This is a genomic window from Alteromonas sp. G5_S2_22_S1 (assembly GCF_054968525.1).
The window spans coordinates 110,793-124,666 of the sequence record NZ_JBQKUJ010000011.1 but is presented as its reverse complement, the minus strand read 5'-3'; the positions used below and the strand labels follow the sequence as shown (position 1 = coordinate 124,666).

The 13,874-nt window shown below is 44.2% G+C and carries 12 protein-coding genes; 8 read left to right on the top strand and 4 right to left on the bottom strand.

The window, feature by feature from the left end; all coding sequences use genetic code 11:
* Nucleotides 1-103 precede the first annotated feature (103 nt).
* A complete protein-coding gene (gene cysS / locus ACTRWF_RS13035) occupies nucleotides 104-1,486 on the bottom strand; it encodes a cysteine--tRNA ligase (protein WP_012518466.1) in 1,383 nt (460 codons plus the stop codon).
* Between the two features lie 163 nt (nucleotides 1,487-1,649).
* On the opposite strand from cysS, the gene ACTRWF_RS13030 reads away from it, so the two are divergent.
* From ACTRWF_RS13030 to gtfA, 6 genes are all read left to right on the top strand, one after another.
* On the top strand, nucleotides 1,650-2,141 hold the full coding sequence (locus tag ACTRWF_RS13030; protein ID WP_012518465.1) for a peptidylprolyl isomerase: 492 nt from the start codon (nucleotides 1,650-1,652) through the stop codon (nucleotides 2,139-2,141).
* A gap of 128 nt (nucleotides 2,142-2,269) precedes the next feature.
* On the top strand, nucleotides 2,270-2,995 hold the full coding sequence (gene lpxH, locus ACTRWF_RS13025; protein WP_012518464.1) for a UDP-2,3-diacylglucosamine diphosphatase: 726 nt from the start codon (nucleotides 2,270-2,272) through the stop codon (nucleotides 2,993-2,995).
* Between the two features lie 232 nt (nucleotides 2,996-3,227).
* Nucleotides 3,228-3,842 carry an OB-fold-containig protein gene (locus ACTRWF_RS13020; RefSeq protein ID WP_015067511.1) on the top strand — a complete coding sequence of 205 codons (615 nt, stop codon included), beginning with the start codon at nucleotides 3,228-3,230 and terminating at the stop codon, nucleotides 3,840-3,842.
* Between the two features lie 19 nt (nucleotides 3,843-3,861).
* Nucleotides 3,862-5,631, top strand: coding sequence for a flotillin domain-containing protein (locus ACTRWF_RS13015; protein WP_462835674.1), 1,770 nt, complete (start codon nucleotides 3,862-3,864; stop codon nucleotides 5,629-5,631).
* 108 nt (nucleotides 5,632-5,739) lie between these two features.
* On the top strand, nucleotides 5,740-5,925 hold the full coding sequence (locus ACTRWF_RS13010; protein WP_278385575.1) for an oxidoreductase-like domain-containing protein: 186 nt from the start codon (nucleotides 5,740-5,742) through the stop codon (nucleotides 5,923-5,925).
* Between the two features lie 309 nt (nucleotides 5,926-6,234).
* Nucleotides 6,235-7,731: a sucrose phosphorylase gene (gene gtfA, locus ACTRWF_RS13005; protein WP_012518460.1), complete on the top strand. Its 1,497-nt coding sequence runs from the start codon at nucleotides 6,235-6,237 to the stop codon at nucleotides 7,729-7,731.
* A 102-nt stretch (nucleotides 7,732-7,833) separates the two neighbouring features.
* On the opposite strand, the gene ACTRWF_RS13000 is transcribed toward gtfA, so the two are convergent.
* Nucleotides 7,834-8,256 (bottom strand): winged helix-turn-helix transcriptional regulator, encoded by a 423-nt coding sequence (locus tag ACTRWF_RS13000; RefSeq protein ID WP_462835673.1) that lies wholly within the window; start codon nucleotides 8,254-8,256, stop codon nucleotides 7,834-7,836.
* 174 nt (nucleotides 8,257-8,430) lie between these two features.
* On the opposite strand from ACTRWF_RS13000, the gene ACTRWF_RS12995 reads away from it, so the two are divergent.
* Both ACTRWF_RS12995 and ACTRWF_RS12990 read left to right on the top strand, forming a co-directional pair.
* Nucleotides 8,431-9,420 carry a YhdH/YhfP family quinone oxidoreductase gene (locus ACTRWF_RS12995; RefSeq protein WP_278385574.1) on the top strand — a complete coding sequence of 330 codons (990 nt, stop codon included), beginning with the start codon at nucleotides 8,431-8,433 and terminating at the stop codon, nucleotides 9,418-9,420.
* A 396-nt stretch (nucleotides 9,421-9,816) separates the two neighbouring features.
* The gene (locus ACTRWF_RS12990) at nucleotides 9,817-10,245 is read left to right on the top strand and encodes a ferritin-like domain-containing protein (RefSeq protein WP_278385573.1); all 429 of its coding nucleotides are present in this window, start codon (nucleotides 9,817-9,819) and stop codon (nucleotides 10,243-10,245) included.
* Nucleotides 10,246-10,372: 127 nt separating this feature from the next.
* On the opposite strand, the gene ACTRWF_RS12985 is transcribed toward ACTRWF_RS12990, so the two are convergent.
* Together ACTRWF_RS12985 and ACTRWF_RS12980 are read right to left on the bottom strand one after the other, a co-directional pair.
* Complete coding sequence (locus tag ACTRWF_RS12985; protein WP_278385572.1) at nucleotides 10,373-11,275, bottom strand: SDR family oxidoreductase; 903 nt, start codon at nucleotides 11,273-11,275, stop codon at nucleotides 10,373-10,375.
* Nucleotides 11,276-11,679: 404 nt separating this feature from the next.
* Nucleotides 11,680-13,749: a catalase gene (locus ACTRWF_RS12980; RefSeq protein WP_462835672.1), complete on the bottom strand. Its 2,070-nt coding sequence runs from the start codon at nucleotides 13,747-13,749 to the stop codon at nucleotides 11,680-11,682.
* Between the last annotated feature and the right edge of the window lie 125 nt (nucleotides 13,750-13,874).

Below are 13,874 nucleotides of genomic sequence, written 5' to 3'. Positions count from 1 at the left end.
AACCGCTGTTCAATGACGAAAACTCGGTGTGCGCTTTAAGCTTAACTAAAAAGAAAACCCGCAAATGCGGGCTTTCATTCTGTTAAAAAGTATTGGCTGCTAATTATGCTTTACGCCACGTAGTACCGCTTGGGCCGTCTTCTAACACTACGCCTTTTGCGTTTAACGCATCGCGTGCGGCATCTGCCGCTGCCCAATCTTTGGAGGCACGGGCATCGTTACGCTGTTTAATTAACGCTTCAATTTCAGCCGCTTCATCGTCATTGCCTTCACCGCCTTTAAGGTAAGTATCTGGGTCGCTTTGAAGCATACCCAAAATTGCGCCTAGGCCTTTAAGAACAGCAGCCAGTTTACCGGCTTCTTCAGCATTGTCTTTTTGGCGGTTAAGCTCACGTGCCACATCGAACAATACCGAAAAGGCTTCAGGTACGTTTAGGTCATCGTTCATAGCCGCTTCGAAACGCGCTAGGTAGCCACCGTAGCTAAGGTCTGTGCTCTCATTTACTACAACACCACGCAGCGCAGTATATAAACGCTCCAGCGCCGCTTTCGCTTGGGTGATATTGTCTTGAGAGTAACTTAACTGGCTACGATAATGCGCCGACATCAAAAAGAAACGCAAGGTTTCTGAATCGTGCTCTTTTAGCACATCGCGTAAAGTAAAAAAGTTACCCAACGATTTAGACATTTTTTCGTCGTTAACTTGAACCATACCCGCGTGCATCCACACGTTTACGTAAGGCGTATCATATGCGCAGCACGACTGAGCCACTTCATTTTCATGGTGCGGGAAGGTTAAATCTGAGCCACCGCCGTGAATATCAAAGTGCGCACCAAGATGCTTATGATTCATTGCAGAACATTCAATGTGCCAGCCCGGGCGGCCTTCGCCCCATGGCGATTGCCATGCAGGCTCTCCAGGCTTGGTGGTCTTCCACAGCACGAAGTCTAGCGGGTCATCTTTACCTGCCGCCACTTCAACACGGGCACCGGCTTTAAGCTGATCTAAGTCTTGTTTGCTTAGCTTGCCGTAATCTTCATACTTACTTACGTCGAATAGCACATCGCCGCTTTTAGCTTGATAAGCGTAGCCTTTATCCATCAGGCGCTGAATGATTTCTATAATTTCATCCATGTGGCCGCTTACTGTCGGCTCAACATCTGGCTCTAGTAGGTTAATCGCTGCAAAGTCTTCGTGCATCATGGCGATAGTACGTGCCGTGAGTGCTTCGAAGCTTTCGCCGTTTTCATTAGCGCGAGCAATAATTTTGTCGTCTATGTCTGTGATATTACGCACGTACTTAACGTCTAAACCAAGGTGGCGCAAATAGCGTACTAACACGTCGAAACTTAGGTAAGTACGGGCGTGGCCCATGTGACTTAGGTCATAAACGGTGATACCACACACATACAAACCCACTTTCCCTTCTTGAAGCGGAACAAACTTCGCTTTTTCACGGGTTCGGGTGTTGTAAAGATGTAGCATGTCTATATTTCCTATTTGTCATAATTTTTGGGCCGCAAAGTTTAGCACTGTCACCATGCAAATGGTACAAGGCTTTTGCGCTGTAGTAGTATTTTGCGCTACCGCCCTCTTTTGCGCTAAAATCGGCGCACTTTATATATGCTAACACACAGGACACACCACAATGGTTACGTTGAAAACAAATTTCGGTGATATCACCCTAGAGCTTTTTGAAGATAAAGCGCCTAAAACCGTAGCGAACTTTCTTTCTTATGTAGAAGACGGCTTCTTCGACAACACTATTTTCCATCGTGTAATTAACAACTTCATGATTCAAGGTGGTGGTTTCACCCCTGATATGGAACAAAAAGACACCAAAGACCCTATTGAAAACGAAGCTGACAACGGCGTTGCAAACGAAGTTGGCACCATCGCGATGGCGCGCACTCAAGACCCACACTCAGCCACAGCTCAGTTTTTCATTAACGTGAACAACAACGACTTCCTAAACCATACAAGCAAGTCGATGAATGGCTGGGGCTACTGTGCATTCGGTAAAGTAACTGAAGGCATGGATGTTGTAGAGAAAATTAAAGCGGTTAAAACAGGTAATAACGGCTATCACCAAGACGTACCTGTAGAGCCAGTGATCATTGAAAAAGCAGTGGTTGCTTAATTAGCGGCTTAAACTATAGCCTTATTGATCGTATGGCTGGCATGTTTTTCAAAACATGCTTGAAATATTAAGCTAAAAGCAAGCCGCGTTTTTTTAACGCGGCTTTTTAAACTACGTTAAGAAGAATTATGTCGTTCACCTACTTCATCGCTGATTTACACCTAAGTGCCGATCGTCCAGATATCACAGAATGCTTGATGCGCTTTTTAAAAGAAGATGCAATTAATGCTGACGCACTTTATGTTCTTGGCGACCTATTCGAAGTGTGGATTGGCGACGACAATGTCACGCCCTTTAACACTGCCATTGCGTCAGCCTTTAAAGAAGTCAGTCAGCACTGCCCTATTTACTTCATTCATGGCAACCGCGATTTCGCCATACGGGAAAAGTGGCTATCGAAAGCCGGTATGACTCTCTTAAACGAACAAGAAGTTATTGATTTGTACGGCACACCTACCCTGCTCACGCACGGTGATGAGCTTTGTACTCGCGATGTTGCCTATCAAAAGTTTCGCAAAAAATCTCGCGGGTGGTGGTGGCCACGCTTAATGCTAGCCTTGCCCTTGTGGTATCGACAGCGTGTAGCAGATAACGGCCGTGCCGAAAGCAAAGAAAAGCAACAGAACCTAAAACCTGAGATTATGGATGTCACCCCTGAAGAGGTGGTGAAAGTGATGGAAAAGTGGGGCGTACAGCGCATGATCCATGGTCATACGCACAGACCAAACATTCATAGCCTCAAAGCAAACGGAAAATCAGCGACGCGCATAGTCCTTGGCGACTGGTACGATCAAGGTAGCGTATTACGGGTTACCGCCGATGAAGTGCTTCTGGAAAAGCACAATTTCAACTGAGCATTTTCATGTAGAAAGGGCTTTAAAAGTTTAGCCTAAGCCGTTTTCTATATCGACCATGATTTGTGGCGAAAAGGCTGCAGCATCCCTTTCGCTCACATTAAATAGAATAACAGATAATCTGATAATTTATTGTTACAAACTAGTCGAAAGTACATAAGTTATTCACTAGCTTAATTATTGTTCTGTGGTATAACGTAAGAAAACGAGTTAGTCATCATGGATGGTGTAAATGACAGATGTTCTTCTTTCCCCCTCAAACTTCTGGTTCAGCATTGCGCTTATAGCCGTTTTCATTGTTTTTGTGTTAGAGCTTATTGGCACGATTTTCGGTGCAAGCGTGTTAGGTGTAGGCGACGATTTTGGCGAGTTAGATAGCGAAGGTTTCCTTAACACAGCCTTTGCCAACTTTTTAAATATCAATAAAGTTCCGTTTCTAATTTATTTAATTGTATTACTGACCGTTTTTGGTCTTAGTGGGTTACTTATAAACGGCCTGTCAGCTACGGTTTTAAGTGTTACTCCTCCTTCACTCATCTCAGTGCCACTTGCATTTTTATTAGGGTTATTTATTACCGCTAAAACGGTACACATTATTTCGAGTTTGCTTCCCACGATAGAATCGAGCGCAGTTAACAGCGACGAGTTTGTAGGGTCAGTAGCAGAGATTACCATCGGCAAAGCCAGTAGAGGTAACCCCGCAGAAGCAAAGTTCACTGATTGTTATTCACAACCTCATTTCGTGCTAGTAGAGCCTTTTGAAGAAGAAGAACTTTTTTCGCAAGGAGAGCGCGTAATCTTAATTCAAAAAAATAAACACAGTTGGTTAGCAACACGCTACCTATAACCTAAAAAGAGATAAAAGTATGGATACAATTCAACCATCTAGCTTGCCGTCAATACTCTTTATTGCCGGTGCTATTGTTGTAGGGCTTATCGTTATTGGCCTTATTTTCGCTAAACTCTACACCCGAGCAACTAAGGAAACGGCGTTTGTAAGAACCGGCCTGGGCGGTGAGAAAGTTATAAAAGACGGCGGCGCGCTTGTGCTCCCTGTTGTTCACGAAATAATTCCTGTAAACATGAACACCCTTCGCATAGAAGTGGAGAAAATTCAAAAAGACGCCCTGATTACTAAAGATCGCATGCGCGTTGACGTTAAAGCCGACTTCTATCTGCGTGTGGCACCTAATGCCAACGGCATCTCAATGGCGGCGCAAACGCTAGGTACCCGTACCACCCGCGCCGAAGAAGTTAAGAAATTGATGGAGTCGAAATTCGTTGACGTACTTCGCGCCGTAGCAGCTGAAATGAGCATGACCGAAATGCATGAACAGCGTGCTGATTTTGTGCAGAAGGTTCAACAAAGTGTTGCTAACGACCTTGAAAAGAACGGTTTAGAGTTAGAGTCGGTAAGCTTAACGGGCTTCGACCAAACTGACTTGCAATTCTTTAATGAAAATAACGCGTTCGATGCCGAAGGTCGCGCACGCTTGACCAAAATCATCGAAGAAAAACGCAAAGAAACCAACGATATCCAGCAAGAAAATCGCATTTTTATTGAGCAGCGTAATTTAGCCGCAGAAAAGCAGTCTTTAGACGTTAAACGGGACGAAGAAGAAGCTCGACTCGCCCAAGAACAGGTGCTTGCTTTTAAGCGTCAGGAACAAAAAGCGGAAATTGCTAAACAGCGTGAAATGAAAGAGCGTGAAGAGCGCGAGGCAGAAATTGCTAAAAATCGCGCTATAGAAGCTGCGGAAATTGAAAAGTCGCGAGAAATTGAAACCCAAGAAATTGCCAAACGCCAAGCGCTAGAACAAGCGCGAATTCGCCAGCAACAAGAAGTAGAAGTTTCCGAGCAAGTGAAACAAATTGCCGTTGCGACCAAGTCTGAAGAAGAGTCTGCAGCGCGTGCAAAAGCCGCTGAAGCGGAAAAACAAAAAGTTGAAAAAGAAGAAGCCGTACTGACCGCGAAATCAGTAGCAGAGGCTGAACGTAAGAAGCAAATTGAAGTTATAGACGCCCGTAAAGAAGCTGAACGTGAAGCGGTAAGTATTACCGTTGAAGCACAGGCTAAAAAAGAAGCGGCAGAAAACACCGCTGAAGCGATCCTAACCGAAGCGAAAGCCACCGCTGATGCGAAAATGCTGCAAGCAGAGGCCGACGAGAAGGTACTTGCGGTTGAGGCACAAGGTAAACAGGCCCTTTACGAAGCTGAAAATACCCTAAAAAATGAGCAGATTGAGCTACAGAAGTCGCTTGCCATGCTTAAGGTATTGCCCGAACTGGTGGCGCATGCCGTTAAGCCACTTGAAAATATTGATGGTATTAAAATTCTTCAAGGGTACGGCCAGGGTAGTGGCGTTAAAGGCGACCACACCGTTGCTACTGCAGGAAGTGGCTTAGCAGAGCAAGTTACTCAAGCAGCACTTAATTACCGCGCTAATGCACCTCTTGTAGATTCAATGTTGCGCGAAGTAGGTTTAGTCGATGCCGACAAAGGCACCTTGGAAGATTTAGTGACGGGCAATAGTGACGTACTATCGCAAGCCAGCGCAGTAAGGCCTAAGCCTGTTGTAGCAGAACCAAGGAAACTTACCCCAAAAACAGTAACTGAAGAACGCCCCGCTGAATAAGCATCTGCAAACTGACTACCCGTATAAAGCCCTGTTCTAAACAGGGCTTTTTGTTGGTACGCCCCCACTCTTCGTTTATAATACCTACTGGCTTAGAGGATATTTAGTATGGCAACGCTACCTGAAGAACCAGAAAAACCGCTACGTGATGACTGTTGCGGTGGCGGCGCTTGCTGCCCTTGTATCTGGGATGTGTATTACGAAAAGTTGGATAAATGGAAAGAAGCTAAAAAAGCACAAGAAGTATCTCAACAACAGCCGTCCGACACATCTAAGCTAGATAGAGGCGAATAAAAAACACTCGCCACAACTGTTAACCAATTGTTAAGCCTGCGTTATACGTGCCCTACCGCCTCATTTCATAAACTTTTCATTTACAAATGCGCATTCTACTGTTACCTTATCTTAATCGATTAAGAGTTGAGTTTTTTGTAAATCTCGCCCCATGTGGCTGAGTTTGAAAAAGCAGGTTAAGAATTAAGCTAAGCCCGTTAACAATTCACTGTGAATGAAAAAGACTGGTAGCGCTTAATTCGAGGTAATGCTCGCTCGATAGATGTAAAGAAGTACGAGCAAGCACATGCTGAATTTTGGAGAGTTATCATGTCTATACGCAATGGCGTTCAGTTAATTACATATGCGGACCGACTAGGCGACGGCAACATCGAAAGTCTAACCAATCTACTGGATGGCCCCCTTAAAGGCTTGTTTAAAGGTGTTCATATTTTACCTTTTTACTACCCTTACGACGGAGAAGATGCAGGGTTTGACCCCATCGATCACACCACAGTAGACGAACGTCTAGGCGATTGGAACAATATTAAAAAGCTTGGTGAGTCGGTAGATATTATGGCCGACCTCATTGTGAACCATATGTCAGGTCAAAGCGAAGCATTTACAGATGTGCTAAAAAAGGGACGAGAGTCTGAATACTGGCCACTATTCCTTACAAAAGAAGATGTTTTCTCTGGCAACGATCAGGCTGAAATTGACGAACAGATCGCAAAAGTCTTCCGCCCTCGCCCTACGCCATTTTTCAGCGACTACGAAGTTGGTATAGAGACAGACTCGACAGAAACGGTACCATTTTGGACAACATTTACATCGAACCAAATTGATATTGACGTTGAGTCGGAGTTAGGGAAAGAGTACCTTTCTTCTATCCTTCAGTCGTTTACCGAAAGTAACGTTGATCTAATACGTTTAGATGCAGCCGGTTACGCTATTAAACGCGCGGGTTCAAATTGCTTCATGCTTGAAGAGACATTTGAATTTATTGAAGCCCTTTCTAAGCGAGCTCGCACCATGGGCATGCAATGCCTGGTTGAAATTCACAGCCATTACCAAACGCAAATTGATATCGCGGCGCGTTGTGACAGCGTTTATGACTTCGCACTACCGCCTTTGGTGCTGCACACTCTATTCACCAAAGATGCGAGCGCACTAGCGCATTGGTTGTCTATTTCTCCTCGCAACTGCTTTACAGTACTCGATACGCACGACGGTATCGGTATTGTTGATGTGGGTGCAAGCGGCGACAAACCAGGCCTGATTAGCGCCGACGCTATCAACGCATTAGTTGAACAAATTCACGTTAATTCAAATGGCGAGTCTAAAAAGGCAACCGGCGCGGCAGCCAACAACGTTGACCTTTATCAGGTCAACTGTACCTACTATGACGCGCTAGGCAAAGACGACTTTGCTTACTTAGTAGCGAGAGCTATCCAATTCTTCAGCCCAGGTATTCCTCAAGTTTATTACGGTGGCTTACTTGCTGCGCACAACGACATGGAGCTACTAGCAAACACGAATGTGGGTCGCGATATAAACCGCCCTTATTTAACAACAGCGATGGTTGAAGACGCTATTCAAAAGCCAGTTGTTAAAGGTTTAATGCAGCTTATTACGCTTAGAAACGAAAACAAAGCGTTTGGCGGCGCTTTTGACGTTACGTATACGGATAACACTCTTGTACTGTCGTGGAGCAACGACGGTGATGCAGCATCATTAACCGTAGATTTCGCTGCAATGGACGCGACTATTAACACGGTTAGCAATGGCGAAGAAAGCACGCTTTCTATAGGCGCTCTATTAGCCTAAGCCGTGAGAGGTACATCCTCACTTATACATTGAAGGCGAGCATTGGGAGGGTCTCTTTTCAATGCTCGCCTTTTTTATTTATGTGTAGGTGATTGGTATTCTTTACGGTTTATGTTCGTCATTATACGTTCTTCCCCAATCGCATAGTTGACGCAGGGTTGGCTCTAAAGTGCGACCTAATTCGGTTAGCGAATACTCCACCCGCGGCGGAACTTCGGCATACACCTTTCTATTTACCAGCCCGTCTCGCTCTAACTCTCTAAGTTGCTGTGTCAGCATTTTTTGCGTCACCCCCTGAAGCCGTCGCCTTAACTGGCTAAAGCGAAGGGTTTTATGGCAAAGATGCCAAAGGATCACCCCTTTCCACTTACCGCCAATAATTTCTAGCGACACCGCAACACCACAAATATATTGCTTCGGTTCGCTGACTGTTCCGCTCGGTTTTTCGATATTTTCATCTGTACTCAGTGAGCCGACAGAACCATTCTCTGGGGTACTGTCTACGGATTTTAAACTTGCTGTCATCTTTCCTCCGAGACTGGCGTTCTCGCTTTGGGTTATGTCTAAACCTTGAAAGTTATGTACGGGAAAGCCCAATAGTATCTTTTAGGGTACTACCCTACTAAAAAGTGCATACTTGCGCAAAGTTTATATATCGTCACAATGGGTAGCGTAAATTTTCGACCAACGGAGACAGGTATGACATCGTTTAAGGCTTTACTTGTAGAAAAACAGGAAGACAAATCATTCACTCGTGGCATCACAGAGCGCTCACTCAATGATTTGCCAGACGGCACTCTTCTCATCAAGGTAGAGTATTCATCACTCAACTATAAAGATGCCTTGTCTGCAACAGGTAATCCTGGTGTTAGTAGAAATTTTCCCCACACCCCAGGCATAGATGCAGCAGGTACAGTGGTGTCATGTGATGACGGCCGGTTTAAAGAAGGCGATGAGGTTATCATTACAGGTTATGATTTGGGCATGAATACTCCAGGCGGCTTCGGTGAATACATTCGAATTCCTAGCGAATGGGCAGTAGCCAAACCTGAAGGCTTATCTTTAAAAGAGTCGATGGTAATTGGTACGGCTGGCTTTACAGCTGGGCTGTCAGTACAAGGGTTAGTTGAACACGGCATAACGCCTGATAAAGGTGATATCTTGGTAACAGGCGCCACGGGTGGCGTTGGGTCTGTGGCAGTTGCACTGCTTGCCAAAGCTGGCTTTTCTGTAGTGGCATGTACTGGCAAAAAAGAACATGAGTCATTTTTAAAAAACCTCGGCGCAAGCAAAGTAATAACTCGTGATGAGCTGTTGGAAAGTAAAGAGCGCCCTATGTTAAAAGAACAATACGCGGGCGCAGTTGATACCGTAGGCGGCGAATACTTAGCGCAGGCTATTAAGTCAACCCAATATGGTGGTTCGGTAACATGTTGTGGACTGACTGCTTCAGCCGATCTTAATGTAAGTGTATTTCCGTTTATTTTACGCGGCGTGTCTTTGCTAGGTATCGACTCAGTACAATGTCCCATGCCGCCTAGATTGAGACTTTGGGATAAATTAGCCAGTGAATGGAAATTAGAATGTCTTAACGATTTAACTGAAGAAGTTTCGCTAGATGACGTTAGCCAAAAAATAGATGCCATTTTAAAAGGCGAACTGTCGGGAAGAACATTAGTAAAGCTTTAGTCCATCGCATGTAGAGGCTGTTATAAAGACAGCCTTATCACATTCACTACAAACAACTCGCTATTTTATAAAAAGGTTTTAAAACTTATGCTGACAGCCGAGCCCGCCTGTGCATTTATCGCAAAGATTCTGTGGTACTCACTTTCTATTGAGGCAGTTGGTGCTCATATTACCACTTACAGCTGAACGCACTGCAAAAAATAATTGGTGAAGTCATCTGACGCTACGTTGATGTAGATTATAGAACGCGAGCTGAGACCCAAGAAATTATAACAGCGCTCCAAAAGGCTAACTGACCTTGCAGTAATTGTTGGCAAAGTATAATTAAATATAGTTAATCTTCTATCACGATATGCCGGTACAAATAATTTTAACTGACATATTAAGGAGAGAACTATGTCATCTACTGCAAAAGTGATATCGGAACTATGCCAATTAGACTTTGATGCTCTTGCTGCCTACGAGGCAACGCTAGAACGCATAGAAGAGCCAAGTTTCAAGGAGACAATAGCGACGTTTAGAGACGACCACCAAGCGCATATCGAATCGCTAAACAAAATGCTAGTCCAACGAAGTGAGGATAGAGTTACTGAAGCTGATTTCAAGAAAGTACTGACGAAGGGAAAAGTTGTCATTGCAGGGCTTATCAACGATAAAGCGATTCTTAAAGCGATGGTTGTTAATGAAGAGGTCACAACTAAAGCATATGAAAAAGCCTTAGACCATGACGGTTTTACACCACAAGAGCGTGCTACGATAGAAAGGCACTGGGCAGATGAGAAACGCCATAAGCAATGGTTCTCTGACGCTGCTGAAAGATTGTAATTGCAAGCTGCGAACGCGCTTCTTAGCGCTATGTGCCGCTGATAACTTTTAACAAAAGGGGCGTTATTTTACGCCCCTTCGTTTAATAATATCTCTTTAGGAAATAAAGTCCCTTTTTAAACGATTATTACGGAAGATGTTTACCGCCTGTTACTCCTAATATTTCGGCCGTGACATAGCTAGATTCTTGAGATGCTAAATACACATACGCTGGAGCAAGTTCTGCGGGCTGCCCTGCACGGCCTATAGGCGTATCTTCACCAAACTTAGGAAGCTTGTCTGGCGCTTGTCCACCACTTTGTTGTATGGGTGTCCAAATGGGGCCAGGGGCAACGCCGTTCACTCTGATGCCTTTTTCTATCAACATTTTGGCGCACGATTTGGTAAACGAAGTAATGGCACCTTTAGTTGATGAATAATCCAGAAGGCCGGGTGAAGGCTGATAGCACTGAATAGATGTAGAATTGATAATGCTGCCACCTGGGGGCATATGTTTAGCCGCCGCTTTGGTAATCCAAAACATGGCGAAAACGTTAGTTTCGAACGTAGTTCTAAATTGCTCGGTAGTGATATCCTCAATATTTTCAATAAATTTCTGCTTACCAGCATTATTTACAAGAATATCGAGACCGTCTAAAAAAGCGTTCGCCTCTTCTACAAGGGAAATACAGAAGTCTTCGTTTTTAATGTCTCCGGCTATGCCCTTAGCTTTTACACCTGCTTCTTCTAGAATGGCAACGGTTTTATCTCCATCTTCCTGTTCAGAGGGAAGGTAATTGATGACGACGTCAGCGCCTTCTCTGGCAAAAGCGATAGCAACTGCTCTACCTATGCCAGAGTCTCCGCCAGTTACCAGTGCTTTTCGCCCCTTCAACCTATCGCTCCCTCGATAAGTATTTTCGCCATGATCTGCTGAAGGGTCTAATTTTTTATCTAATGCAGGATCAGGTTGGTCATCGTTGTAATGGGTTCCATCGTTATCATATTGAGTACGAGGGTCGGTCATTGTGTATTGGTCTTGCTTTGACATATTTGTTCCTCCTTAATGAATATACACACTCTTATGGGTGCATGACCCATGCCGAAGGGACAAGATATTAAAGATTCGCTCACTTCAACCAAAAGCATCAAAAAAGACATAGACAATTGAAATAAAACAAAAATATCCGAATTTAATTTCCATTTTTAGAATGCAGCTAACAGTAAAACTGTTTTAATATATTGTTGTCAGTAAAACATTCGTACCATTGAAAAATAAGTACAGAACCGCTGAGCCTTAGAGTTATTTGAATTGGTCTTAAATAAGTGCTCTTTATGTCAATGTATTTCGGGGCGGAATAATTTCACGAGGCGGCAATTTCAGGACGGGACACGCAATAAAAAAGGGCGCTTAAAAAAGCGCCCTCCTATTTCTAAAAAACTGCAAAGGCTGAATTAAGATCTAGCCCAATAACGAATACCACGTAATGTTTTAATAAATTCGTCTGCCGACTTTTGTTTAAGGTCCACAAAACCTTCGTCTATCATGCTATCTAAGCCAACGGCCTTGATAAGTGGCATTGCGGCATCTGTGTAGCCGATAAACTTGTTGTGAGCAAACGCATCAGAAACAAAATCTTTTGCTTCAGGCTTGCCCACTAACTTTTCGGCTCCCGACTGCGACATTAGTAACAGCACCGCATCGTATAATACTGATGGCCCACCATCGACCTTCTGCTGTGCATCTACTTTTTTACCCTTATCACAAGTAACGCCGCCAATTTGAGGCGCAACAACCTCGTACATAGCGCCTTCATTATCTAAAGCAGTTTTTACTTTCCCAAGCAATTCACCGTCAAGGTCATCACTCACTAAAATACCCAGCTTTCTGCCTTTAAAAGTATCCGGCGCATTTTTTAAGATACTTAACGCATCAGACTCAACGAGGTCTTCTCTAGTTTCCATTGCAGCCTCTGCTGGCTCTGGCATCTCTGAGAAGCCCAGCGCTTCAGCCACGGCTTTCGCAAGGTCTTTATCTACATTTAATAGATGTGATACTACTCGCTCACGAATCGACAAACGCTCTACTTTGGATAGCTCAAAAGCGAATGCGTCGCGAATATGCTCTTTCTCGGTTTCAGTTTGGCTGATATAAAACTGACGAGCTTGGCTGTAATGGTCAGCGAAAGTTTCTGAGCGATGTCTAACCTTTTCACCTGATACTTCTTCATTATGCGATTTAAATCCATGTGCTGGACACGCGCGCGGATTATTCTCATCGGCTTCCCAAGAGTTTGGCTCGTAATTAGCACGACCTTTGGGATTATGCATTGCCATATGGCCGTCTTGCTGGAAATGACGCATCGGGCATTTAGGCGCGTTAATGGGCAAGTGCGTAAAATTAGTACTACCTAATCGTTTCAACTGAGTATCTAAATAAGAGAAATTACGCCCCTGTAGTAGTGGGTCGTTGGTAAAATCTATACCAGGTACAATGTTTTGTGTACAAAATGCAACTTGCTCTGTTTCAGCGAAGAAGTTATCTACCACCTTATTAAGCACCATTTTACCTACAATTTTAACTGGTACTTGCTCTTCGGGTATAAGCTTGGTTGCGTCTAAAACATCGAAGTCAAAATTATCTGCAAACTCTTGGTCGAAGACCTGCATTCCTAACTCCCATTCTGGGAAGTCGCCAGCAAGTATTGCATTCCAAAGGTCTCTTCTGTGGAAATCGGGATCTGCACCATTAATTTTCAGTGCTTCATTCCACACGACTGACTGCAAACCTTGTTTCGGTTTCCAATGAAACTTCACATATTTCATTTCACCTTTGGCATTTATAAGCTTAAAGGTGTGTACACCAAAACCTTCCATGAAGCGGAATGAACGCGGAATAGCGCGGTCTGACATCGCCCACATAAGCATGTGAACAGACTCTGGGCTTAAGCTTGTGAAGTCCCAAAAGTTATCGTGCGCGGTTTGCGCTTGTGGAAAACCTCGGTCAGGCTCTTGTTTAGCTGAGTGAACTAAATCTGGGAACTTGATAGCATCTTGAATAAAGAAGACGGGAATGTTATTGCCAACTAAATCCCAATTGCCCTCTTGAGTATAGAATTTAACAGCAAAACCTCGTACATCGCGCGCTAAATCTGGAGAACCCTGGTTGCCCGCTACGGTAGAGAATCTAGTGAATACCGGGGTCTTTTTACCTTTTTCCTGAAAAATTTCAGCACAGGTGATGTCAGATAGTGACTCGTACGTTTCAAAATATCCGTGGGCCCCGTACCCTCGAGCATGCACCACGCGCTCGGGAATGCGCTCGTGATCAAAGTGAAATATTTTCTCACGCATCACGTGATCTTCTAGTGCTGAAGGCCCTCTTGCTCCAGCTTTTAGTGAATTCTGGTCATCGTGTACAGGACAACCCTGCGCAGTTGTCATTGTAGGGTAACCGTCGCCAGCCTTCTGATGCAATTCGCCGCCTTGTCCTTTACTTCCTTCATACTTGAATGATTCAGCCATGATTATTCCTTGTGGTTAAAGTTTAAACACACATCAATGTTTAATGCTATGCGCCACTGTTACAGCAAGTTAGATTCCAAGTAAAATTCACATTAATTTCAAAGAGTTAAATGATAAAGAATAGA